The organism is Nocardia anaemiae NBRC 100462 (assembly GCF_001612725.1).
Lineage (GTDB): Bacteria > Actinomycetota > Actinomycetes > Mycobacteriales > Mycobacteriaceae > Nocardia > Nocardia anaemiae.
In genome coordinates this window covers 348,415-371,277 of the sequence record NZ_BDAZ01000008.1, presented here as the reverse complement: position 1 = coordinate 371,277, position 22,863 = coordinate 348,415, and the positions used below count along the sequence as shown (strand labels likewise).

The following is a 22,863-nucleotide window of genomic DNA, read 5'->3' as shown; positions in this document are numbered from 1 at the left end:
TTTCCTGAGGTAACAATCAGCAAGGGGCTGCCGTGACGATTCCATCCGCCGATCTCGACCTGGATGATGTCCAGACCATTCGCCGTCGCCTGCGCTACGACCGGGACCATCCGAACTACAAATGGATCGCCCTGACCAACACCACCCTCGGTGTGTTGCTGAGTGCGGTCAACGCCTCGATCGTGCTGATCTCGCTGCCCGCGATCTTTCGAGGTATCGGACTGAATCCGCTGGAGGCGGGCAATGTCGGCTATCTGCTGTGGATGCTGATGGGCTATCTGCTCGTCACCGCGGTGCTCGTGGTGATGTTCGGGCGGCTCGGCGATATCTTCGGCCGCGTCCGGATCTACAACCTCGGTTTCGCGGTCTTCGCGGTGACCTCGGTCGCGCTGTCCTTCGATCCGTTCCACGGTGGTTCGGGCGCGATGTGGATCATCGTCTGGCGTGTGCTGCAGGGCATCGGCGGCGCCATGCTGACGGCCAATTCGACGGCCATCCTCACCGACGCTTTCCCGGCCAAACAGCGCGGTACCGCGCTCGGCATCAATATGGTCGCCGCGGTCGCGGGCTCGTTCCTCGGACTGATCATCGGCGGCGTGCTGTCGGAATGGGATTGGCGCGCGGTGTTCTGGGTCAGCGTGCCGATCGCCGTAATCGGCTCGATCTGGTCCTACCGGTCGCTGCACGAGGTTGGCACGCGCACCAAGGGCAAGGTCGACTGGGCGGGCACCATCACCTTCGGCCTCGGTCTGACCGCACTGCTGACTGGTATCACCTACGGCATCCAGCCCTACGGCGGCCACCCCACCGGCTGGTCCAATCCCTGGGTGCTCGGTGCGGTGCTCGGCGGCATCGCACTGCTGGCGGCGTTCTGCGTGGTGGAGACCAAGGTCGCCGAACCGATGTTCCACCTCGCGCTGTTCGGCAACCGCGCATTCGGCCTCGGCAATTTCGCCAATCTGATGGTCTCGATCGGCCGCGGCGGCATGCAGTTCATGCTGATCATCTGGCTGCAGGGCATCTGGTTGCCGCTACACGGCTACGACTACGAATCGACGCCGCTGTGGGCCGGTATCTATCTGCTGCCGCTGACCGTGGGATTCCTTGCCGCCGGACCGGTTTCGGGCTGGCTGTCGGACCGCTATGGATCGCGGCGGTTCACCACCGGCGGTGCGGCGCTGGCCGGGCTCACTTTCCTGCTGCTGCTCGTCATCCCGGTCGACTTCAACTATTGGGTATTCGCCGCGATCGTGCTGCTCAACGGCATCGGCTGCGGACTGTTCTTCTCGCCGAATACCGCCGCCATCATGTCGAGCGTGCCCGCGTCCCAGCGCGGTGCGGCATCCGGTATGCGGGGCACCCTGTTCAACGGCGGCAATGCGCTGTCGATGGGAATCTTCTTCTCGCTCATGGTCGTCGGCCTCGCCGCCAGCCTGCCCTCGGCCCTCGACAGCGGTCTGCGCGCCCAGGGCGTATCCGCGGGCGCCGCGTCCCAGCTCGCCGACCTGCCGCCCGTCGCGAGCATGTTCGCCGCCTTCCTCGGCTACAACCCGATCCAGGAATTGCTCGGTCCCAGTGGCGAATTGGCCAAGCCCGGGGTCAACGCGGACACCCTCACCGGTCAGGAGTTCTTCCCGCATCTGCTCACCGGACCGTTCCACTCGGGTCTGATCGTGGTGTTCGTCTCGGCTGCCGTGATGATGTTCCTGGCCGCCGCGGCGTCGTACTTCGCGGGCGATAAGTACATCGAGGAGGAATTGGCCGAACTCGCCGAGGCCGACGAACTCGTCGCCGCGCGCTGAACCTATTTCGCCGCGTTGGCGAAGGCGGGCTGCAACTTGTTCAGCAGGTAGGGCAGCGACAGGGCGGTCGGCTGGTTGACGGCGCTGATCTCCTGCACCGTGAGGAAGACCACCGAGCCCTTCTGCACCGCGGGCAGATCGGCGTAGCCGGGCAGCTGCCGGTACTTGTCGTCCATACCGGGGGAGTAGCCCGCGAGCAGCAGATCGGCGGTGAGCTCGTCGACTCGCTCCGGCGACAGCGCGAGCCTGCCCTGATTCGACGGCTGATCGGTGAGGTTCTTCGGGATGGTCAAACCCAGCTGGGTGAAGATCTTGGTCGACCCGTCATTCGGATCGGTCAGCACCATCAGCTGTGCCGGACTGGCCAACCAGGTGCTCGCGAAGGTTTTGCCCTTCAGGCCCGGATTGGCCTGGCCGATGGATTCCACCTTCTTGTCCACATCGGCGATCACGCGCGTCGCGTCATCTTCTTTGTGCAGTACCTTGCCGAGCGTGGTCACCAGGTCCTGCCAGCGTTGGATGGACGAGGAGGTGAGTGCGGGCAGCGTTGGGGCGACCTTGGACAGCTCGTCATAGGTTTTCTGGTCGGCCAGGAAGCCGTCCACCAGAATCAGATCCGGCTCCAATGCCGCGACCTGCTCGGCGATATTGCCGGTGGTATTCAAGGCCTTCGCCGATTCGAGCGACTTCGGCTCCCATGCGGGGGTGCTCTTGGATATCGAGGCGACATTGTCGACATAGCCGACCGGCGTCACACCGAGCGCCAGGGTCGAATCCAGCCACTGATTCCCCAGCGTGACAATCTTTTTCGGGCTGCCTTGGACCGTTGTCGTACCGCGCGCGTGAGTGATGGTGACGGGTGCGCCACCGTCGGATTCCGCGTCATCGCTCGACGACCCGCAGGCGGCGATACCCATGCTCAGCGCACCGGCCAGCACGGCGACCGCCGCCCGCTGCCAGCCACGAGACGTCCGAACAGACTGCATTGTCACCCTCTCCTTCATCGAGGGAATTCCCCGACTCGGCTCTTTCGAGCCGCAGATAGCGTAGGCCAGCCTAACCTACATTGCTGGCCTTACTTTCCTGCTTGTGGGTCGCTGTCATGTCATCTGTTGTGAACCTATTGAACGTGCCGCTATCTAGCGGTACGTTGAATGACGTCAATAAATGATCCTCTCGACCGGGAGGCATCGACGTCGAACCCGCGAACATCCGGGTCTTCGCACGACTGACGCATACCGAATTGAGGTTAGTTCCGATGAACCAAAAGAGTTCCGCCCGACGCGTCCGGCCCATGGTCGCCCGTATCGCCATCACCTCCGCCCTGGCCCTGGCCCCGATCGCCGCGCTGGCCGGCCCGGCGCTCGCCGATACGACCGACACCCAGGGCCCGGCAATCGTGCTGGTAGATCAGGCCGAAGATATCCACGGCCACGGCGGATGGGGCCACGGCGGCTTCGGCGGCTGGGGTCACGGCGGTTGGGGCGGTTGGGGCCACCACAGCTACCCCGGCTACCCGAGCTACCCCGGCTTCTACCCCGGCTGGCCCGGCTACTTCCCCCGCCCCTCCACCGGCAGCGCCTTCTGACCCGAGTCGCGTCAGCGGCGAAGCCATTTCCCAGCGGCGTCTCGCCTCCGAATGAGCCCGGCACACAGCCGGGCTCATTTCATACCAATCCGACGATCGCCACCGGCGCGGTCGACTACCGCCTGCACCGTTTGCATCGCGACGGATTCGTCCAGCTCGAGCACGTCGTGCTGGGCGAGATCAGCTTCGCGGACCTGGTTCGATAACAAAGCAGCCCAGCATGGGCCAGGACTGCTTCGAGATGGGTTTCAGAGAGTGATGCGCTGATTTTCGGGGAGTAAGAGTTTGTCGCCTTCCTTGACGCCGAAGGTGTTGTAGAACTGGGCGATATTGCGGACGATCTGGTTGCAGCGGAATTCGTTGGCGGAGTGGACGTCCTGTAGTTGGCTGATGGTGGCTTCCTCGGTCTGCTTTTCCCGCCAGCTGCGGGCGTAGGAGAAGAACATCTGCTGGTAGTCGGGGTCGATGCCCTCGCGCTTGGCGGCGATGCGGTAGGCCTCGACGGCGATTTGCAGGCCGCGCAGGTCGGCGAGGTTTTCACCGACGGTCAGTGCGCCGTCGACGTGGTATTTGGGATCGAGGCCCTCGGGCACCAGCACGTCGAATTGGTCGATCAGCTGTTTGGTCTTGGCCTCGAATGCGGCCAGGTCCTCTGGTGTCCACCAGTCGCTGCGATTACCGCTGGCATCGTATTTGCGACCCTGATCGTCGAAGCCATGGCCGATCTCGTGGCCGATGGTCGCACCGACGGCACCGTAATTGACCGCCGTGGTCGCGTCCTTGTCGAAGAACGGCGGCTGCAGATAAGCGGCGGGGAAGGTGATCTGGTTGCTGGTGGGTGAGTAGTAGGCATTGACGGTCTGCGGCGACATGCCCCATTCGGACTTGTCGACCGGAGTACCGAGCCGGTTGAACGCCTTCTTGGATTCGAAAGCATTGACCGCGCGCAGGGATTCGATCAGCTTGCCGCGGGTGATCTTCAGCGCGGAGTAGTCGTCCCACTTATCCGGATATCCGATCCTGGCCTCGATCTTGTCCAGCTTGACGATCGATGCGTCCCTGGTCGGCTTCGACATCCAGGTGGAGTTGGTGAAGTTCTCCCGATAGGCGGCCATGAGGTCGGCCACCATTTCCTTGGCCCGATCCTTGGCGGCGGGCGGAAAGTGCTTGTCCACATACAGTTTGCCGAGTTGGTCACCGAGATTGTCGTTGACGACGCCGACCGCGGACTTCCAGGTCTCCGGCCGGTCCTCGAGTCCGCTGAGCACCTTGCCGACGAATTCGAACCGCGCGTCGCGGATCGCCTTCGGCAGGAAACGGGCGTATTCCGCAACCACATTGACCCGCAGGAACTCTCGCCACAGCGTGATATCGGTGTCTGCCCACAGGCGCGCGGCCGCGGTCACGAAGGACGGTTGTGACACCACGATCTTGTCGAACAGCGAGCGCGGTCGGTCGGTATTGCCCGCCATCCACGGATCCCAGTCGAATTGCGGTCCGAGCGCGACCAGATCGTGCCAGCTCATCACGTTGTAGGTGGCATCGGTATTGCGATTGCGCACGCTGTCCCAATGCGCCGCAGCGATCTTGGTCTCCAGATCGACCATGCGCTGCGCGATCCCCGCCGGATCGGTGAAGCCCGCGCCCTCGGACATCTTCTCGAGGTAGGCCTTGTAGCCAGCGAGCTGTTTGGTGTATTCGGGCTTGCGGTAATACTGCTCGCTCAGCGCGATACCCGACTGACTGATGGTGGGGATATAGGCATTGGAGTCCTTGCGGTCGATGCCGACTCCGATGCCGATCAGCCCGGCGATCGGCAGCTCGGCCATCACCTTGGCCAGATCCGGTTTGGTCGCCGCGCCATCGATCTTGGCGAACAGATCGGTCAGCGGTGTCATGCCGAGCGTTTCGAAGGCGGCCTCGTCCAGCCGCGCATCGTAGAGATCGCGAATCTGCTGCGCCTCGGAACCCGGCTTCGGATCCTTGATGCCCTCGATGATCTCGCGCAGCTGATCCAGCGTCTGGTCGCTCGCATCGCTGATCGCGCCGACCGTGGACTTATCCGGCGGCAGCTGGTATTCCCGCAGCCATGTGCCGTTGACATGCCGGTACAGATCGTCCTGCGGCCGGATCGCCTCGTCCGCGCCGCCCATATCGACCCCGGTGAGCTGCACCGGATGCGCATCCTTCGAGCAGGAGGCCAGGGCGAGGGCCGCGGGCACCACCCCGAGCGCGACCAAGAAGGCACGACGGTCCAGCTGACCGAGACGACCGGTTGATGTCACGAGGATTTCCTCTCCCGATGCGGTCCCGGCCGCATCCTCGTCAGGCGCGATAGTGCTGGCCCGAGGCTACCTGTCTCCGGCGTTGCCAGCCCGTCGGATCACAGCGAGCCCCGCTGGTCCTGGGGCAGGTACAGCTTGTCGCCGGGACCGACGGCGAAGGTGGTGTAGAACTCGTCGATATTGCGGACCACCTGGTTGCAGCGGAATTCGTTGGGCGCGTGCGGATCCATGGCCAGTCGCAATTCCATGTGCTGTTTCGTCGACTTCTCCCGCCAGATCCTGGCCCAGGACAGGAATAGCGTGCGGTTGTCCGGGTTGGCCCTGCCGTCGCGTTTATCGGCGATGCCGAGGGCGGCCAGCGCGATACCGAGACCGCGCAGATCCGCGAGATTCTCCCCGACCGTGAGCGCGCCGTCGACGTGCTTGCTCGGGTCGAGTCCCGCCGGGACCAGCGCGTCGTATTGCTCGATGAGCTGCTTGGTCTTGGCCTCGAATGCGGCCCGGTCCTCGGGCGTCCACCAGTCGCGCAGATTGCCGTCGCCGTCGTAGCGCGACCCCTGATCGTCGAATCCATGCCCGATCTCATGCCCGACGACCGCCCCGATCGCGCCGTAATTGACCGCGTTCGCGGCACCGGAGTCGAAGAACGGGGGCTGCAGAATGGCGGCCGGAAACGAGATCGAATTGGCATTCGGGTCGTATTGGGCATTCACCAGCTGCGGCGGCATATGCCATTCGGACTTGTCGACCGGGTTGCCAAGGCGCGCGAATCCGCGCTTGATCTCGAAACGTTGTGCGGCGCAGACGGATTCGATCAATTTGCCGCGGGTGATCGTCAATCCCGAATAGTCGATCCAGTTGTCCGGATAGCCGATCTTGGTGACGATTTTGTCGAGCTTCGTGATGGCGGCCTGCCTGGTCGGCGGCGACATCCAGGTCGAATCGGCGAAGTCGGCCCGGTAGGCGGACATGAGATCGGCGACCATCGCCAAGGCGCGCTCTTTGGCGGCAGGCGGAAAGTGTTCGGCCACATAGAGTTTTCCCAGTGGCTGGCCCAGATTCGCATTGACGGTGGCGATGCCGTCCTTCCACAGCTCCGGACGCTCCTGCAAGCCCTGCAGCACCTTGCCGACGAAATCGAATTCGGCATCGGCAATGGCCTTGGGCAGCAGCGAGGCGAACTGTTTGACAACCGCCATGCGCAGATACTCCCGCCAGGCCGCGATATCGACCTCGGCCCAGAGTTTTCCGGCCGTCGCCACGAACGACGGCTGACCGACCACCACGCGCTCGAACAGTGCGCGCGGTCGGTCGGTATTGCCCGCCAGCCACGGCTCCCAGTCGAATTGCGGTGCGAGCGCGGTCAATTGGGTCCAACTCATCGGGTTGTAGACGGCGTCGGGATTGCGCAGCCGAACGTCGTCCCAGTAACCGGCGGCGATCTTGGTCTCCAGTTCGAATACCCGCTGGGCGGTGCCCGCCGGATCGGGAAATCCGGCGCCAGCGGCGACGCGTTGCAGATAGGTCTGATAAGCGGCACGCTGCTCGGCGTATTCGGGCTTGCGGTAGTACTTCTCGCCCATATTCGGGTCGATACCGGACTGCGAGATATTCGCGACGTACTCGGCCGAATTCTTCTGATCGGCCCCGACGGACAGACCGACCAGCCCGCCGATCGGCAGCCCACCCATCACCCTGGCCAGATCCGGTTTGGTCGCCGCGCCGTCGATCGCCGCGAACAGATCGGCCAGCGGGGTCACGCCGAGCCGCTCGATTTCGGCCAGATCGACTCGGGCGTCGTAGAGATCGCGGATCTGCTGCTCGGCCGTCCCGGCCTTCGGGTCGTGGATGCCGTCGATGATCGCCCGCAGCTGCTGTTCCACCCGGTCGCCGACCTCGTCGAAAGTGGTGTAGGACGGCTTATCCGGCGGCAGCTGATAATCACGCAGCCAGCCGCCGTTGACGTAGCGGAACAGATCGTCCTGCGGACGAACCGCCTGATCCCCGCCTTGCATATCGACACCGGTGAGCTGCACCGACCGCTCCCGGGTGCAAGAGACCAGCGCGGTAGTGGCCGGAATCACGCCGAGCGCGATCAGAAAAGTGCGACGACCGAGTCGGGCGGAACGCGCAGACGAACTCAAGGAAACCCCCTATATCAGCGACGATGCGGAATATGCACAGTTCATCCGGTGATCTTGCTCGCCCCGAGGGTAGTGACGGGAAGGCCCGCGAGCACTGATCCACGCGGGTTTCACAGCGGAAGTTCAGCCTGCGCTAGCGGTGCCCGATTTGGGACCGACCTGGGCGTTCACCTACACTGAACCGGTTGCCTGCGGGAGCTGTGCCCGCAATCCGGCCGCGAACCCCCAGTGGTTGATCCATCCGATCGAGAAAACCGCTGGCAGGCGCGCGTTCGGGTGGTGACACGACCATGCCCGTCGGGTCGGCAATCCGGCGTGCGTATACATCCAGGTCAAGGAGGCTGAAGTGATTCAGCAGGAGTCGCGACTGCGCGTCGCCGACAACACGGGTGCGAAGGAAATCCTCTGCATCCGCGTTCTCGGTGGTTCGTCGCGTCGCTATGCCGGTATCGGCGACATCATCGTCGCCACCGTCAAGGACGCTGTCCCCGGCGGCAACGTCAAGAAGGGCGAGGTCGTCAAGGCCGTCGTCGTGCGCACCGTCAAGGAGCGTCGTCGCCCGGACGGTTCCTACATCAAGTTCGACGAGAACGCGGCCGTGCTGATCAAGGCGGACAACGACCCGCGTGGCACTCGTATCTTCGGCCCGGTCGGCCGCGAGCTGCGCGAGAAGAAGTTCATGAAGATCGTTTCGCTGGCTCCGGAGGTGCTCTGACATGAAGGTGCACAAGGGCGATACGGTGCTCGTCATCTCGGGTAAGGACAAGGGCGCCAAGGGCAAGGTCATCCAGGCCTACCCGAAGGAGAACCGGGTACTGGTCGAGGGCGTGAACCGGATCAAGAAGCACGTTGCCAACTCCACCAACCAGCGTGGCGCCTCCTCGGGCGGCATCGTGACCCAGGAAGCTCCGATCCACGTGTCCAACGTGATGGTCGTCGACTCCGACGGCAAGCCGACCCGCGTCGGCTACCGGACGGACGAGGAGAGCGGCAAGCGGGTCCGGATCTCCCGTAAGAACGGGAAGGACATCTGACATGACCACCTCTGAGAAGACTCAGCCGCGTCTGAAGGCGCGCTACCGTGCCGAGATCAAGGACGCGCTGAACAGCGAGTTCAACTACGCCAACGTGATGCAGATCCCGGGCGTGGTCAAGGTCGTCGTGAACATGGGTGTCGGTGACGCCGCGCGCGACGCCAAGCTCATCAACGGCGCGGTCCGGGACCTGGAACTGATCACCGGTCAGAAGCCCGAGATCCGCAAGGCCACCAAGTCGATCGCGCAGTTCAAGCTGCGTGAGGGTATGCCGATCGGCGCGAAGGTCACCCTGCGCGGCGACCGCATGTGGGAGTTCCTTGACCGCCTGGTCTCCATTGCGCTGCCCCGTATCCGCGACTTCCGCGGTCTGTCGCCGAAGCAGTTCGACGGCAACGGCAACTACACGTTCGGCCTGAGCGAGCAGTCGATGTTCCACGAGATCGACGTGGATTCCATCGACCGCCCGCGCGGTATGGACATCACCGTGGTGACCACCGCGACCAACAACGAAGAAGGCCGTGCCCTGCTCAAGCACCTCGGCTTCCCGTTCAAGGAGAACTGAGCACATGGCTAAGAAAGCACTGGTCAACAAGGCCAACAGCAAGCCGAAGTTCGCCGTTCGCGCCTACACCCGCTGCCAGCGCTGCGGCCGCCCGCACGCGGTGTACCGCAAGTTCGGCCTCTGCCGCGTGTGCCTGCGCGAAATGGCGCACCGCGGTGAGCTCCCCGGCGTGCACAAGAGCTCCTGGTGAGCTTGCGCTCTCTCTGAGCGCACCAATCGAATAGCGAACGAGGGCGCGGACTCCGACGAGTCCGCGCCCTCGGCTGTATTCAAGACGGTCCCATCCTTGTGGCTCCGTACGTCGAAAACCCGGTTTGACAAAACGATCGACGGCGGAGATGGTGTAGGCGGCGGCCGAAAGTGCGGCTGCTAGGACGCACGCGTGGGGGGTTCATGCCGATCCTTAGGGGGATGAATGTTGCCCACCCGCAAAACCTTCAGTCGAATGAGGTGCGGTGATGGCAACCCAGGGACACTTCAATCATCTCGACGACCCCGACGAGTTTTGGGACGACGAGCCGCTCGAGATAAGGCCGCCCAAGCCCGCTCCGGTCGTTCCGGATCTGAAACCGCCCGCGCCCCAGCCGAAGCCGGTTGTTCAATCCGCGAGCTCCGCTGCTTCTTCCCCGAGCTCGCAGGTACCTCCGCCGAGTCCCAATGCTCCTGACAGTCTGCCGAGTCCATCGACCACTACGCCAGGAATTGACCTGCACGATCTGATCGGCAATCTGAATCGGTTGCAGCGCAGAGTAGAAGCAGAAGCGGCGGAATACGAGTGGATAGATCGGGTCAGCCGCACGATGGAGCGCCCAGGTCGAGACTCGAGCGGAGCGGTGCAGACCGAGCTCGATGAGCACAACCTGCCCAAGCACTTCACTGTCTCTCGCGACTGGCAGTCACGTCTCATCGGACGACGACTCGACGCCGCGATCATCGAGGCCATGGGCGTCGCGTACGCGGACGGATGGCGGAAGGCGACCGCTGAGGTGAAACGTGCCCGCGAAAGAGGCGAGCAACCCCCACTCTCCAACCAATTTGTCGTGCCGGACGCACCTAGCGACCGACCTCTAGAAGAGATAATCGAAGACATACTCGCCGTGTCTTCGAAACCGGCCGTGGTAATAGGGCGGAGCGAGCCCGCACCACCGGTAAGTGGCGATGCGCGCATCAGGTTCGAATTCGCCGATTACGGCATCTCCGCATGCCGCATAGATCAAGACTGGGCGGAGCGGCGTGCGGCCAGCCAACTCGCTACCGAGATAAATGCCCAACTGATAATACAGCGAGATCAGTTCATCGCGGAAAAGGCGCTGCGGCCCGGGGTAAGCGAATTGTTGACCGCAACCGAACAGCTGGTCGGTCTGCTGCAGCACAATAATCTGAAAAGGAAGCCCTGATGGCACCAACGGCCGCACAAATATCCGTCGCGCTCGACGCCCTCCGGAAGCAAGCAACCGGGTGGGCGGAAAGATCCACCGAATTGGGTAAGCTCGCGAGCGATGTGACCGACTACTATTATAACCCAGGAGAAGGCGGGATTTTCTGGGGATTCATCGACGAGTACAACGCTATCATCGATAAACTCGAGGTCCGATTGAAAGAAGGGGAGCTGGCCATGAAGGATATCGCTCGGACCTTGAATACCGCAGCTGATGTTTATGAGCAAGAAGATCTTGCTCGTGAGCATGAAATTCGTAATCTGTACTGATCAACTTCGAGGATAGTTCGATGACGCCGTCTACGGCCCAAATAGAGCAGACTGTTCAGGATCTCATCGATAAAGTTGAGGAGTTGTCGGCGGTCCCCAACACGATCCGAAATTCGTTCAGCGACGCAGCGGATACAGCGATCGTGCGCTACGTTTTGCATATCGGTGACGAAATCAGGGAAATTGGCAACAAGTTCGCCGACGCTATCAGTAGTCTATGGTCTGATTTCGTAGACGCGCTGAAGGGCTTTGCGGCACCAGGCTACTTCATCGCGACATCATTCGACTGGGTGGATGTTGCCAAGGCGGCAAACACCATGGCCTCGGACCTGGAAGATACGGCTGTCAAGGTCGATGGCTACTGGCAGGGTACTGCGGCCACGGCGTATGGCAATGCGATCGCAGCCCAACGGACGGCTGTGGCGCGGGTCGGATCGATCTCGAATGCGGCTCGGTCGGCAATGATCACGGTCGGAACGGCTGGTGTCGCGTTTTACGCGTCACTATTGGGTGTAGCTATTTCCGTTGTGGTCGAGGCTACTGCCGAGTGCATTGCCGCAGGTACCGGAATCGGTGCGATTCCGGCGGGAATCGCAGGTCTCATAACGGCCGCGAAGTTCGCGGCTCTTGTTACCGCGGCGATTACCGGAACTATCGCAATCGTCAATTCTGTGGTGACGCAAGCTCAGGCATTGCAGGTAGAACTCGATAATCCGCAGGGCTTCCCGTCCGGTCATTGGCCGGTGTCGGGTTCCGGGGCGTATAATGACGCAACAGTAAAGGATGGCGATGCGGACTGGTCGGTGAAGACGGCGTAATGACATCCAATCCAGATGTTTATGGCTCTGCGGCCACGAGCGGTCGGATCGCACGGATCCGAATAGTGGCAGCCTGCCTGGCTGCGATACTGATGCTCGCAGTATCTGCTGCGATTGTCTTCCTGATCCGCGCTTCCGATCCACTGGCGAATGGGTTCACTGCGACCGATAAAGTCGTCCTGCTGACCGCCGCATTCTCTGCAGCGATTTTCGTGTTCGTCGGAATACTGCTGTTTCGGGGCCGTGCAAGCATCGTCGGCATTCGCGCCGCAGAAGCTGTCCTATGGCTCGACTTTGTCGTGCTCGGCGCGTCGGCGATTGCGCTGTTGGTTGCTGGGTCGTTCACAGTCGCCGTTTGGATAGCCGCCATCGGCTTTGGCTTCGACCTAGCGAAGCAGCTCAGACAGTATCGGCCGCCGAACCAGCGTCCGCGTCGCTAGCCATCGGCGATGATCCAGCGGCAATAACGACCGCATCACCTCCAGAATGCCACCTGCTCCTGGGCCTCGAACCGTGGGCGACCAGATTGTTGGAAGGCACGCGCGGCCGCGAGGAGGGCGTCGTGGCCGGAGTCGGCGAGGCCGCGGCACAGCCACTGAAGTTCGATGTCCGACTGTGTGCGCAGCGAAGCAGGTAGCCGATCCGCCAGCGCATGCTGGATCAGATCGTGCCGAAACGCCACCTCGGAGTGGACGCGGGGGCCCGACCCGGATTTTGTCCTGGTAGCGACCTTGCCTACACTAGAGCGGTTGCTCGGGCACCTCTGTGTCCGCATGTCCTTGATGCGATGCGGCATCGACGTGTGGACGGCCCGGGTACCGAGAGCTCATATGAGAACTCAATCCGGTCGGCAAATGTCGGCCGGACCGCCGAATTGCTGTAGGCCCACGGCTGGCATGCCTATTGGTGTGCCGGTGTTGCATGGGAACCGCGGCGAGAAAGGTGTCAAGGTCGAACCATGACCATGACTGATCCGATCGCAGACTTCCTGACACGTCTGCGCAACGCCAACTCGGCGTACCACGATCAGGTGAAGGCTCCGCACTCGAAGCTCAAGGCGAATATCGCCGAGATCCTCAAGCGCGAGGGCTACATCGCCGACTACCGGACCGAGGACGCGACCGTGGGCAAGACCCTCGTCGTCGACCTCAAGTACGGCCCCAGCCGTGAGCGCAGCCTGCAGGGCCTGCGTCGGGTGTCGAAGCCGGGTCTGCGTGTGTACGCGAAGTCCACCAATCTGCCCAAGGTCCTGGGCGGCCTCGGCGTGGCGATCATCTCCACGTCGACCGGTCTGCTCACCGATCGTCAGGCGGCCAAGCAGGGCGTGGGCGGCGAAGTCCTCGCCTACGTCTGGTAAGGGAGGTAGGACAAATGTCGCGTATTGGTAAGAAGCCCATCGCCATTCCTGCCGGTGTCGAGGTCGCCATCGACGGCCAGAATGTGTCGGTGAAGGGCCCCAAGGGCACCCTGACCCACGTCGTCGCCGAGCCGATCACCGTCACCAAGGGTGAGGACGGCCAGCTCGAGGTCGCCCGCCCGGACGACCAGCGCCAGAACCGCTCGCTGCACGGCCTGACCCGCACCCTGGTCGCCAACATGATCGAGGGCGTCACCAAGGGCTACGAGAAGAAGATGGAAATCTTCGGCGTCGGTTACCGTGTCGCGGCCAAGGGCTCCAACCTGGAGTTCGCCCTCGGCTACTCGCACCCGGTGCCGATCGAGGCCCCGGAGGGCATCACCTTCGCGGTGGAATCGCCCACCAAGTTCTCCGTGTCCGGAATCGACAAGCAGAAGGTCGGCCAGATCTCCGCTGTCATCCACGGACTGCGTAAGCCCGATCCCTACAAGGGCAAGGGCATCCGCTACGCCGGCGAGGTCGTTCGCCGCAAGGTCGGAAAGACGGGTAAGTGATCATGGCGCAAACCGAAAACCAGAAGGCCAAGCGCATTCCGCGTGGCAAGGACGTGTCGACGACGCGTCGTCTGTCGAAGACCCGCCGTCACTTCCGTCTGCGCAAGAAGGTCGTCGGCACCACCGAGCGTCCGCGTCTGGTGGTCAACCGCTCCTCGCGTCACCTGCACGCACAGCTCATCGACGACTCGCTCGGCAAGACCATTGCCGCCGCGTCCTCGATCGAGGCCGATGTGCGCGCACTGGACGGCGACAAGTCGGCCAAGGGCAAGAAGGTCGGTCAGCTGATCGCCGAGCGTGCCAAGGCCGCGGGCATCGAGGCCGTCGTATTCGACCGTGGTGGCCACGACTACCACGGCCGCATCGCGGCGCTCGCCGATGCCGCTCGCGAAGGTGGGTTGAAGTTCTGATGACTGCAAACATTTACGGAAGGAACGTCTGATGCCGGGACGTCAGAGGCGTGACGGCGGCAACGGACCCGCCGGACAGCAGAATGGTGCCGCCGGTGGCGGCGACAGCCGGGACGGCCGCGGCGGTGGTCGCGATCGTCGTGGCGGTGGTGACCGTCGTGACCAGCAGACCGACAAGAACCAGCTGGAGCGCGTCGTAGCGATCAACCGCGTCTCCAAGGTCGTGAAGGGTGGTCGTCGCTTCAGCTTCACCGCCCTGGTGATCGTCGGTGACGGCAATGGTCTGGTCGGCGTCGGCTACGGCAAGGCCAAGGAAGTTCCCGCGGCCATCCAGAAGGGTGTCGAGGAGGCTCGCAAGGGCTTCTTCCGTGTTCCGATGATCGGCTCGACCATCACCCACCCGGTACAGGGTGAGGCGGCGGCCGGTGTGGTCATGCTGCGTCCGGCCTCGCCCGGTACCGGTGTGATCGCCGGTGGTGCGGCGCGCGCGGTGCTGGAATGCGCTGGTATCCATGACATTCTGGCGAAGTCGCTCGGTAGCGACAACGCCATCAACGTCGTGCACGCGACCGTTGCGGCGCTCAAGCAGCTGCAGCGTCCGGAAGAGGTCGCGGCTCGCCGTGGCCTGCCGCTCGAGGATGTCGCTCCGGCGGGCATGCTGCGTGCGCGCGCTCAGGCAGCGGGAGGTGCCAGGTAATGGCAGATCTCAAGGTGACCCAGATCAAGTCGTCGATCGGCGCCAAGGCGAATCAGCGGGAGAGCCTTCGTACGCTCGGCCTGCGCAAGATCCGCCAGACCGTGGTTCGTGAGGACAATCCGCAGAACCGTGGGCTGATCAACGTCGTGCGCCACCTCGTAACAGTTGAGGAGGTCTGACATGACCATCAAGTTGCATCACCTGCGTCCGGCTCCCGGCGCCAAGACCGAGAAGACCCGCGTGGGTCGCGGTGAGGGCTCCAAGGGCAAGACCGCGGGCCGCGGTACCAAGGGCACCAAGGCTCGCAAGAATGTCCCGGCCGCCTTCGAGGGTGGGCAGATGCCGATTCACATGCGGCTGCCCAAGCTCAAGGGGTTCACGAACCGGTTCCGGGTGGAATACCAGGTCGTGAACGTCGGCTCGATCGCCAAGCTGTTCCCCGAGGGCGGCGCGGTCGGCAAGGCGGAGCTGGTGGCCGCCGGCGCGGTTCGCAAGAACCAGCTGGTCAAGGTTCTCGGCGACGGCGAGATCGGCGTCGCGGTCCAGGTGACCGTCGACAAGGTGACCGGCGCCGCCAAGGAGAAGATCACCGCGGCCGGTGGCACTGTCACCGAGCTGGGCTGACGGTACTCTGACAACAAGTGGCACCGGACGAGTGAAGGCTCGTCCGGTGCCACTGTTAGAGTTCAATTGTTGTCTGCCAAAGCCTCGTCATGGGTTATTTCCATGGCATGACCATGTCGTTCGCCAGGAGGATCTGTGCTTTCCGCCTTCGTATCGGCCTTCCGGACTCCGGACTTACGGCGGAAGATTCTCTTCACGCTGGGGTTGATCGCGCTGTACCGCTTGGGTGCTTCGCTGCCGTCCCCCGGTGTCGACTACAAGAGCGTCCAGGAATGTATAGACCTGGTCTCCGGCGGTGACTCCGCCGGTATCTATCAGCTGATCAATCTGTTCTCCGGTGGTGCGCTGCTGCAATTGTCGGTCTTCGCGATCGGCATCATGCCCTACATCACCGCGAGCATCATTATCCAGCTGCTCACCGTCGTCATCCCGCGCTTCGAAGAACTGCGCAAAGAAGGCCAAGCAGGCCAGAACAAGATGACGCAGTACACCCGCTACCTCTCGATCGCGCTGGCGATTCTGCAGGCCACCGGTCTGGTCGCGCTCGCGGCCCGCGGTCAGCTGCTGCAGGGCTGCCAGAAGGACATCCTGGCCGACACCAGTATCTTCGGCATGGTGATCATCGTGCTGGTGATGACCGCCGGTGCCGCACTGGTCATGTGGTTCGGCGAGCAGATCACCGAGCGCGGCATCGGCAACGGCATGTCACTGCTGATCTTCGCAGGTATCGCCGCGCGTATCCCGAACGAGGGCAACAACATCCTGCAGAACCGCGGTGGACTGGTCTTCGGTCTGGTCTGTGTGGCCGCGTTCGCGATCGTCACCGCGGTCATCTTCGTCGAGCAGGGCCAGCGCCGGATTCCGGTGCAGTACGCCAAGCGTGTGGTCGGCCGCAAGATGTACGGCGGTTCCTCGACATATCTGCCGCTGAAGGTCAACCAGGCCGGCGTCATTCCGGTGATCTTCGCGTCCTCACTGTTGTATCTGCCGAACCTGGTCGCGCAGCTGACCTCGTCGAAGACCGCCACCGATAGAAGTTGGTGGCAGGAGATCATCCAGAAATACTTGGTGAATCCGGGCAACCCCGTATACATCGCGATCTACTTCGGTCTGATCGTGTTCTTCACCTACTTCTATGTCGCGATCACCTTCAACCCGGAGGAACGCGCGGACGAGATGAAGAAGTTCGGTGGCTTCATTCCCGGATACCGTCCCGGTAGGCCGACCGCCGACTACCTCAACTTCGTATTGAGCCGCATTACCCTGCCCGGCTCGATCTACCTCGGTCTCGTGGCCGTCCTGCCCAACCTGTTCCTCGATATCGGCGCGTCCGGTGGCACCCAGAACCTTCCGTTCGGTGGCACCTCGGTGCTGATCATGGTGAGCGTCGGCTTGGACACCGTGAAGCAGATCGAAAGCCAGCTGATGAATCGAAATTACGAAGGGTTCCTCAAGTGAGACTCGTACTGCTCGGACCGCCGGGCGCCGGTAAAGGCACTCAAGCCGACCTCCTGTCGGACAAGCTGGGTGTCCCACACATCTCCACCGGGGACCTGTTCCGCACCAATATCACCGCCCAGACACCGCTGGGTCGGGAGGCGCAGAAGTACATCGACGCGGGCGATCTGGTGCCGAGCGATGTGACCAACCGCATGGTCGAGGCTCGGGTGGCCGAGCCGGATGCCGCGAACGGCTTCGTGCTGGACGGCTACCCGCGCACGGTCGATCAGGCCGACGCGCTGGAGAAGATCCTGGCGGATATGGACAAGAAGCTCGACGCGGTGCTCTGCTTCGTCGTGCCCGAGGAGACCGTGGTCGCCCGGATGATGGCGCGCGGCCGCAACGACGACAACGAGGACGTGATCCGCAACCGGCTGCGGGTGTACCGCGAGGAGACCGAGCCGCTGCTGGAGCATTACGACGGTCTGGTCGTCTCGGTCGACGGTGTCGGTGAGATCGACGAGGTCAACACACGCGCGCTGCGCGCCCTGGGACACTGAGGCCGGATGGTCTTCAACCGCAAGAAGAAGGTCGTGCCGTTCCGGACGGCGGGCGAACTGGACGCGATGGCCGCGGCCGGTGCGATTGTCGGCCGCGCGCTCGTCGCGGTGCGCGCGGCAGCCAATCCCGGGGTTTCCACCCTGGAGTTGGACGAGATCGCCGAGCAGGTGATCCGCGATGCGGGTGCGGTGCCGTCGTTCAAGGGCTATCACGGCTTTCCCGGTTCGATCTGCGCGTCGGTGAACGACCGTGTGGTGCACGGGATTCCGACTTCGTCCGAAATTCTGACCGAAGGTGATCTTGTCTCGATCGACTGCGGCGCGATTCTCGAAGGCTGGCATGGTGATTCGGCCTGGACCTTCGGCGTCGGCACGATCATCGAGGCCGATCAGCTGCTCAGCGAGGCCACCAAGATGTCGATGGAGGCGGGTATCGCGGCCATGCTGCCCGGTAACCGGCTGACCGATATCTCCCATGCCATCGAAATGGGTACGCGCGCGGCCGAAAAGGAGCACGGCCGGTCCTACGGCATCGTCGACGGTTACGGTGGGCACGCCATCGGCCGGGAGATGCATATGGATCCATTCCTGGCCAATGAGGGTGCGCCGGGTAAGGGGCCGAAACTCGTGGTGGGATCGGTGCTCGCGATCGAGCCGATGTTGACGTTGGGCACAACGCAGACGAAGGTGCTCGACGATGACTGGACCGTGGTGACGCTGGACGGTAGCCGCGCCGCGCACTGGGAACATTCGGTCGCGGTTACCGAGGATGGGCCGCGGATTCTTACGGTTCGTCCGGAGTAAGAGCGGTATCCCGCACGTTCCTGCATGTGCGGTGGTCGGTCACCCTATCCGACTCCGGGTTCGGTGACGTCGCGCGGCGAGGAGCCGAGCCGCACCGACGCCCGCAGGTCGTAAATGTCTGGTATTCAACGGCTTCGGACACAATGCGTCCGCCGCCCTACCTGACGTTACCCAGCTCGCGCTGGATCGGTGACGTCGTTCCTTGCACCCGCGCTCGTGCGTCTTACCGCGCCTCGGGGTCATCCAGGAGATCGACCGCAACCACAGTGGCGATGATTTCTCCTCTGATTCGTACTGAATTTCGACGATGGGAGAAGCGTATGGCCGAGGATGGGTGGTCACCCGAGTAGATAGCTACTCGAATTCCCTTGTGGCATTGCGTAGTTCTGCGGCGAACAGTGATCTCTCGATGCGCGCTTTCGCCGCGGCGATGCGGTCTCCGCACAGCTCAGGGCGGTACTGCGGGGTGCGTGAGGTCTCGAGTAGGTAGCTGCTTCCGCTAGACCGCCACGCGGCTCGATTCGGCTGTGGCGCCGGGGTCGATCAACTCCCGTTGCCTCGGAAGAACAGGACGTTGTCGCCGTAGTCCGCGAGCGGAATGGCCAGTGCCGCCTGCCGGATGCCGCTAGCGGGCAGGTGGGTGAGTTTGGCGAACATATCGGTGTTGCCGAAGGCGGCACGGACCTGGGTTTCGGATGCGTAGTCCGCGCCGTAGTCGGCCAGGGCGGCGAAGTCCAAGGGGGCCAAGGGGGTATCGAGCGGAGCCTGACCGCTCGGGCGGCCGAGTGCAGCGTACTGGGTGGCCACGCCGTCCTCGTATCGACACAGCTCGTAGGACATCTTCTCGTTCGCCGTGACGCTGATAACCGGCCAGCGCGCGGAAAGATGCTGTGCCAGTGGGTGTTTGCCGACGGGCGCCATCTCCCAGTTGAGGCTCATGACGACAACGGAACCGCCGTATGGCTGTTCGATCAGCACCACATCGTCGCCGAGCGATTCGGCCGAGTTCAGTTCGGGATCGAAGGTGTGCCAGTGCGTTTCGTGCGCGCCGCGCACGGCCGTGCGATCGACCTGGCGTGCGTTGTCGGCGGCGTAGGCCGCGATGATCGCGGCGCGGACCTGGGCGACGGCGTCACGAGCGCTGCAACGGACACTCAATGCGCCGAAGGTCGCGCCGATCTCCACCGGCCGCGACGGTGGATCGGGTAGCGCACCCGCGGCCAGCGGCTTCAAGCCGACCAGCGCGAGTTTCCAGTTGATCTCTTCGATGGTGGCGAGATCGCCCGAGGTTTGGTACAGGATCTGCTGCTGCGTCAGATGTCCCGCCCGCTGCAAGGTTCGCGCTTCGAGTTTGGTGAGCGCGGTGAAGGACTTATTCGTGAGATCGATGTCCTCGATGCGGGTTTCGCGCAGTCGCGCGGTCATCTCCGGCGAGGTCAGTGCCGCGTACCGCTCGCGGTACATCGCCACGGCCTGTTTGCGCTGGCGGCCGACCATCAGCGTGCGCAGCAGCATATTCAGGCTGGCCAGATACTTTCCGGATTGATCCGGATTCGCCGCGAACAGCGCGCTGCGGATGCGTACGGCATCCTCGCTGGCGGCGACGGCCGCCTTCGGGTCGAGGCGGCACAACCATACGCCGCATTTCGACAGGCCGTCCGCGCAGACCGCTGCGACCTGCGGATGCGTCCGCGCCACTTGGCGGTAGGTATGGCAGGCATTGCGGATGGTGCTCGCCGCCAGCTCACGGTGACCGATGTGCCGGGTCGCCTGCTCGAAGACGCGCAGCGCATCCTGGACTTCGCCCGCGAACTCGGCGGTCACGCGACCGGCGGCGAGCCAGTGCAGCCGGATGCCAACAGACTCCTGCGATGGCGCGAGCGCCTCGGCTGTCCGGTCCCGGCCGGGGCCGCTCTTGGTGGCGACCAAGCCCTTTGCCAGGTCGCACAGCGACGTGGCCAAACGCAATTCGTTCTCGACCGTCCGGTCGATGGCTGCCCGGCGATCCTCGGCTACCCGACGCTCGAGTGCACTCAGATCCCTCAGATCCATCGCGACCTCAACTCCCGCTTCACCTTCCGCGTCACGGTCGTCGAGCGGCCGCATTCTGCTCGACCGAGTTTGCCATACAAATGGCCGGAATGAGCAGGCAATCAACCGGCGACCGCGGCCGCCGCGATCGACCTGTTGACGGCTGCGGCGAATCAGCCCTCGAGTAGCAGTGTCACGGGACCATCGTTGACCAGTTCGACGTGCATGTGCGCGCCGAACCGTCCGGTGGCGACGGTCGCGCCGAGCTCGCGCAGTGCCTGGGCAAACGCATCGACCAGCGGTTCGGCGACAGCGCCCGGCGCCGCGGCGGACCAGGACGGCCGCCGTCCCTTGCCGGTATCGGCGTAGAGGGTGAACTGGCTGACCACGAGAATCGGCGCATTCAGATCCGCGGCGGCGCGTTCCCCCGCCAGGATTCGCAGCCGCCACACCTTGTCCGCCAATGCCTTCGCGGTGGCTTCGGTGTCGTCATGCGTCACGCCGACCAGGGCGAGCAGGCCCTGCGGATTCGGTTCGATCCGGCCAACGGTCTGTCCGTCGACGGTCACTTGCGCGGCGGATACGCGCTGCACCAGTACTCGCATGCTTCGATCCTCGCACCCGAGTGAGCGCGGCACCCGGGTGCACCTCAGCTCTCGTCCGGGTCGTCGGTTGTCTCGGCTTCGGTGATCGGGCGTGCCTCTTCGGCGTGTGACGACGCCAGGTCGCGCAAGACTGCCGGGTCGATCGCGAGATCCTCCATCCCGGCGATATCCATCGACGGCATCGGCGTATCACGGACTGCCAGAAAGGTATCGAGGAGCGCGAGTGCGTCGGGTGAGAGACCGGCACCGGCGCACGACAGCTCGTCCTGCAGGATTTCCAGCCCGGATGCCGCCTCGATACCGGGCGATGTGGGATCGACCCGCCGCCACCGCACCGCGGCCGTCCAGGACGGGTCGGCACAGGCCCACGCCCAGATGACATCGCGAACAATCTTGTGCCGCAAGGTGTATACGCGAAAATGTTCCGATGGGGACCCGGCTCGGTGCTCTATTTCGTAGACGCACTCGTGGCGGCGTGTTCGGATATAGGTCTCGTCCGCGCGTGCGACGACCAGGAAAGGATCATCCGGGTCGGCGGCGGCGACCACGAAGTCGTCGAGCAGTGCGCGGGTGAGGTAGGGCAGTGACCGGTCGTCACCGACGGTCACGTGGACCTCGACGTGTCCGCGCGGGTCGTAGAGGTGGCCAGTCTCGACGTCGAGCACGGAGAGACCGCGGTTCTTGGTGAGTTTCAGCACGGCGAGCAGGTGCTGGCCTCGGTTCGGTCCCCAGGTGCGCAGTACCGCCCCGCGCGAATCCGCCACTGCCGCAACAAATCCGACAGCGCCACCGTTGCGGTCGATTTCGGCGATGAGGTCGTCGATGGCGGGTGGGGTCGCATTGTCGTCCCGGGCGGTGCACATCTGTCGGTACTGTTCCAGCGCGTCGAGCGCGGTATCGACCCCGTCGGCGGGCACCACCGCGAATTCGCAGGTCACTGCCAGGCTGGTCAGTAACGCCTCGAATTCCGGGGTCGGGCGCACCTCGACATTGCCATCGGGATCGATCTCGGTAATAGCGGCCACGCCGATCTCCCCGTCTCGCCACCAGTAGACCGCCGGACTGATGGGCTGCGGTTCGCTGCGATAGGTGTTGGCGGCAACCTTGCCCAGCAGCATCATCGCCGTCAGCGCATTCGGTCCGACAATCGGATGCGCGTAGATGTTGCCCTCGTGCGAGACGACGAAAAGTGCTCCGTACGTGCCGATTACCGGATAATCGCCGAGCCAGTTCGCGTGCGCGCTCGCGGAATCCGAGCCGCTCAGAATGGCGAAATGCGCATCGTTGTAGTTGCGCCATTCGATCTCGAGCCGCCTGGCGGCGCGGGTGTTCGTCTCGGCCAGCTCGAAGAGTTCGGTGCTCTCGATCTGCCACTGTTCGAGCTGATCGGTGGTGACGGCCTCGGCGGCGCCGAGTTGCTCGATCACCACCACCTGAATGATGCCCGGTGCGATGTAGCGCCCGACGATGTCTACACCGGCAATGGTGTCCGACGATGCGAACCGCGTCCTGAGAAGTCCACGCGCGGTGGGCAATTCGTCGGTGTCGAGTGGATGCTCGGCCGCCGCGGTCACCTGCGAAATCGACGGGTCCGAAGGCAAGTCGGCCACGACATCTCCTGAGGTCGGTGTCTTCTCGACCCTAGGCGACGGATCGGTGCCGACTGTTGCCGTTCGTGGGAGGTCCACTGATCGGGCCGCGACGGTGTGTTCCCAGCGGTGGGTACGGCTCGGGACGGTAGACTCGAGGTAGTCGATAGGGTTCGGCTCGTCGGGGTGATGGAGGCGTTGAGCGACCGAAAGTCACAGCACTGGACCAATTCTCTTAGAAGATTCGG

The 22,863-nt window shown here is 63.6% G+C and carries 25 protein-coding genes; 19 read left to right on the top strand and 6 right to left on the bottom strand.

Annotation, left to right across the window (positions count from 1 at the left end; all coding sequences use genetic code 11):
• Positions 1–32 precede the first annotated feature (32 nt).
• Positions 33–1,802 (top strand): MFS transporter, encoded by a 1,770-nt coding sequence (locus NA5_RS07310; protein ID WP_062983180.1) that lies wholly within the window; start codon positions 33–35, stop codon positions 1,800–1,802.
• A 2-nt stretch (positions 1,803–1,804) separates the two neighbouring features.
• Here the strand turns inward: NA5_RS07310 and NA5_RS07305 are convergent, their stop codons facing one another.
• The gene (locus tag NA5_RS07305) at positions 1,805–2,788 is read right to left on the bottom strand and encodes an ABC transporter substrate-binding protein (RefSeq protein WP_062983178.1); all 984 of its coding nucleotides are present in this window, start codon (positions 2,786–2,788) and stop codon (positions 1,805–1,807) included.
• 272 nt (positions 2,789–3,060) lie between these two features.
• Between NA5_RS07305 and NA5_RS07300 the strand changes: the two genes are divergently transcribed.
• Positions 3,061–3,390 carry a hypothetical protein gene (locus tag NA5_RS07300; RefSeq protein ID WP_157110277.1) on the top strand — a complete coding sequence of 110 codons (330 nt, stop codon included), beginning with the start codon at positions 3,061–3,063 and terminating at the stop codon, positions 3,388–3,390.
• A 248-nt stretch (positions 3,391–3,638) separates the two neighbouring features.
• On the opposite strand, the gene NA5_RS07295 is transcribed toward NA5_RS07300, so the two are convergent.
• Entirely contained in the window at positions 3,639–5,675 is a 2,037-nt protein-coding gene (locus NA5_RS07295) for a M13 family metallopeptidase (protein ID WP_245672128.1), read from the bottom strand.
• Between the two features lie 98 nt (positions 5,676–5,773).
• Positions 5,774–7,819, bottom strand: coding sequence for a M13 family metallopeptidase (locus NA5_RS07290; RefSeq protein WP_062983174.1), 2,046 nt, complete (start codon positions 7,817–7,819; stop codon positions 5,774–5,776).
• Positions 7,820–8,165: 346 nt separating this feature from the next.
• On the opposite strand from NA5_RS07290, the gene rplN reads away from it, so the two are divergent.
• The 17 genes from rplN (at position 8,166) to map (ending at position 18,390) form a co-directional block, all read left to right on the top strand.
• On the top strand, positions 8,166–8,534 hold the full coding sequence (gene rplN, locus NA5_RS07285) for a 50S ribosomal protein L14 (protein ID WP_040686591.1): 369 nt from the start codon (positions 8,166–8,168) through the stop codon (positions 8,532–8,534).
• Position 8,535: 1 nt separating this feature from the next.
• Positions 8,536–8,853: a 50S ribosomal protein L24 gene (gene rplX / locus NA5_RS07280; RefSeq protein WP_062983172.1), complete on the top strand. Its 318-nt coding sequence runs from the start codon at positions 8,536–8,538 to the stop codon at positions 8,851–8,853.
• A gap of 1 nt (position 8,854) precedes the next feature.
• A complete protein-coding gene (rplE, locus tag NA5_RS07275; RefSeq protein ID WP_062983164.1) occupies positions 8,855–9,418 on the top strand; it encodes a 50S ribosomal protein L5 in 564 nt (187 codons plus the stop codon).
• Between the two features lie 4 nt (positions 9,419–9,422).
• Positions 9,423–9,608, top strand: coding sequence for a type Z 30S ribosomal protein S14 (locus NA5_RS07270; RefSeq protein WP_062983162.1), 186 nt, complete (start codon positions 9,423–9,425; stop codon positions 9,606–9,608).
• A gap of 268 nt (positions 9,609–9,876) precedes the next feature.
• A complete protein-coding gene (locus NA5_RS40220; protein WP_157110276.1) occupies positions 9,877–10,815 on the top strand; it encodes a hypothetical protein in 939 nt (312 codons plus the stop codon).
• Positions 10,815–11,126, top strand: a complete 312-nt coding sequence (locus NA5_RS07260) for a type VII secretion target (protein WP_062983158.1) — start codon at positions 10,815–10,817, stop codon at positions 11,124–11,126. The genes NA5_RS40220 and NA5_RS07260 overlap by 1 nt, the downstream gene beginning before the upstream one ends.
• A gap of 20 nt (positions 11,127–11,146) precedes the next feature.
• Entirely contained in the window at positions 11,147–11,944 is a 798-nt protein-coding gene (locus tag NA5_RS07255) for a hypothetical protein (protein ID WP_157110275.1), read from the top strand.
• Complete coding sequence (locus tag NA5_RS07250; protein WP_157110274.1) at positions 11,944–12,384, top strand: hypothetical protein; 441 nt, start codon at positions 11,944–11,946, stop codon at positions 12,382–12,384. The genes NA5_RS07255 and NA5_RS07250 overlap by 1 nt, the downstream gene beginning before the upstream one ends.
• A 518-nt stretch (positions 12,385–12,902) precedes the next feature.
• Positions 12,903–13,301: a 30S ribosomal protein S8 gene (gene rpsH, locus NA5_RS07240; protein WP_062983150.1), complete on the top strand. Its 399-nt coding sequence runs from the start codon at positions 12,903–12,905 to the stop codon at positions 13,299–13,301.
• A gap of 14 nt (positions 13,302–13,315) precedes the next feature.
• On the top strand, positions 13,316–13,855 hold the full coding sequence (gene rplF, locus NA5_RS07235; protein ID WP_062983148.1) for a 50S ribosomal protein L6: 540 nt from the start codon (positions 13,316–13,318) through the stop codon (positions 13,853–13,855).
• 2 nt (positions 13,856–13,857) lie between these two features.
• Complete coding sequence (gene rplR / locus NA5_RS07230; protein WP_062983146.1) at positions 13,858–14,265, top strand: 50S ribosomal protein L18; 408 nt, start codon at positions 13,858–13,860, stop codon at positions 14,263–14,265.
• Between the two features lie 31 nt (positions 14,266–14,296).
• Positions 14,297–14,962: a 30S ribosomal protein S5 gene (rpsE, locus tag NA5_RS07225; RefSeq protein ID WP_062983144.1), complete on the top strand. Its 666-nt coding sequence runs from the start codon at positions 14,297–14,299 to the stop codon at positions 14,960–14,962.
• A complete protein-coding gene (rpmD, locus tag NA5_RS07220; protein WP_062983142.1) occupies positions 14,962–15,141 on the top strand; it encodes a 50S ribosomal protein L30 in 180 nt (59 codons plus the stop codon). Before rpsE ends, rpmD begins: the two co-directional genes overlap by 1 nt.
• Before the next feature lies 1 nt (position 15,142).
• On the top strand, positions 15,143–15,586 hold the full coding sequence (gene rplO, locus NA5_RS07215) for a 50S ribosomal protein L15 (RefSeq protein ID WP_062983140.1): 444 nt from the start codon (positions 15,143–15,145) through the stop codon (positions 15,584–15,586).
• Positions 15,587–15,721: 135 nt separating this feature from the next.
• Positions 15,722–17,044: a preprotein translocase subunit SecY gene (gene secY / locus NA5_RS07210; RefSeq protein ID WP_062983138.1), complete on the top strand. Its 1,323-nt coding sequence runs from the start codon at positions 15,722–15,724 to the stop codon at positions 17,042–17,044.
• Positions 17,041–17,586 (top strand): adenylate kinase, encoded by a 546-nt coding sequence (locus NA5_RS07205; RefSeq protein ID WP_062983136.1) that lies wholly within the window; start codon positions 17,041–17,043, stop codon positions 17,584–17,586. Before secY ends, NA5_RS07205 begins: the two co-directional genes overlap by 4 nt.
• Before the next feature lie 6 nt (positions 17,587–17,592).
• Positions 17,593–18,390, top strand: coding sequence for a type I methionyl aminopeptidase (map, locus tag NA5_RS07200; protein ID WP_062983134.1), 798 nt, complete (start codon positions 17,593–17,595; stop codon positions 18,388–18,390).
• 543 nt (positions 18,391–18,933) lie between these two features.
• Here the strand turns inward: map and NA5_RS07195 are convergent.
• The 3 genes from NA5_RS07195 to NA5_RS07185 all read right to left on the bottom strand — a co-directional run bounded on the left by NA5_RS07195 (position 18,934) and on the right by NA5_RS07185 (position 22,636).
• Positions 18,934–20,442 (bottom strand): hypothetical protein, encoded by a 1,509-nt coding sequence (locus tag NA5_RS07195; protein WP_062983363.1) that lies wholly within the window; start codon positions 20,440–20,442, stop codon positions 18,934–18,936.
• 152 nt (positions 20,443–20,594) lie between these two features.
• Positions 20,595–21,026, bottom strand: coding sequence for a D-aminoacyl-tRNA deacylase (dtd, locus tag NA5_RS07190; RefSeq protein WP_062983132.1), 432 nt, complete (start codon positions 21,024–21,026; stop codon positions 20,595–20,597).
• A 44-nt stretch (positions 21,027–21,070) separates the two neighbouring features.
• Positions 21,071–22,636 carry a hypothetical protein gene (locus NA5_RS07185; protein ID WP_062983130.1) on the bottom strand — a complete coding sequence of 522 codons (1,566 nt, stop codon included), beginning with the start codon at positions 22,634–22,636 and terminating at the stop codon, positions 21,071–21,073.
• Positions 22,637–22,863: the final 227 nt, after the last annotated feature.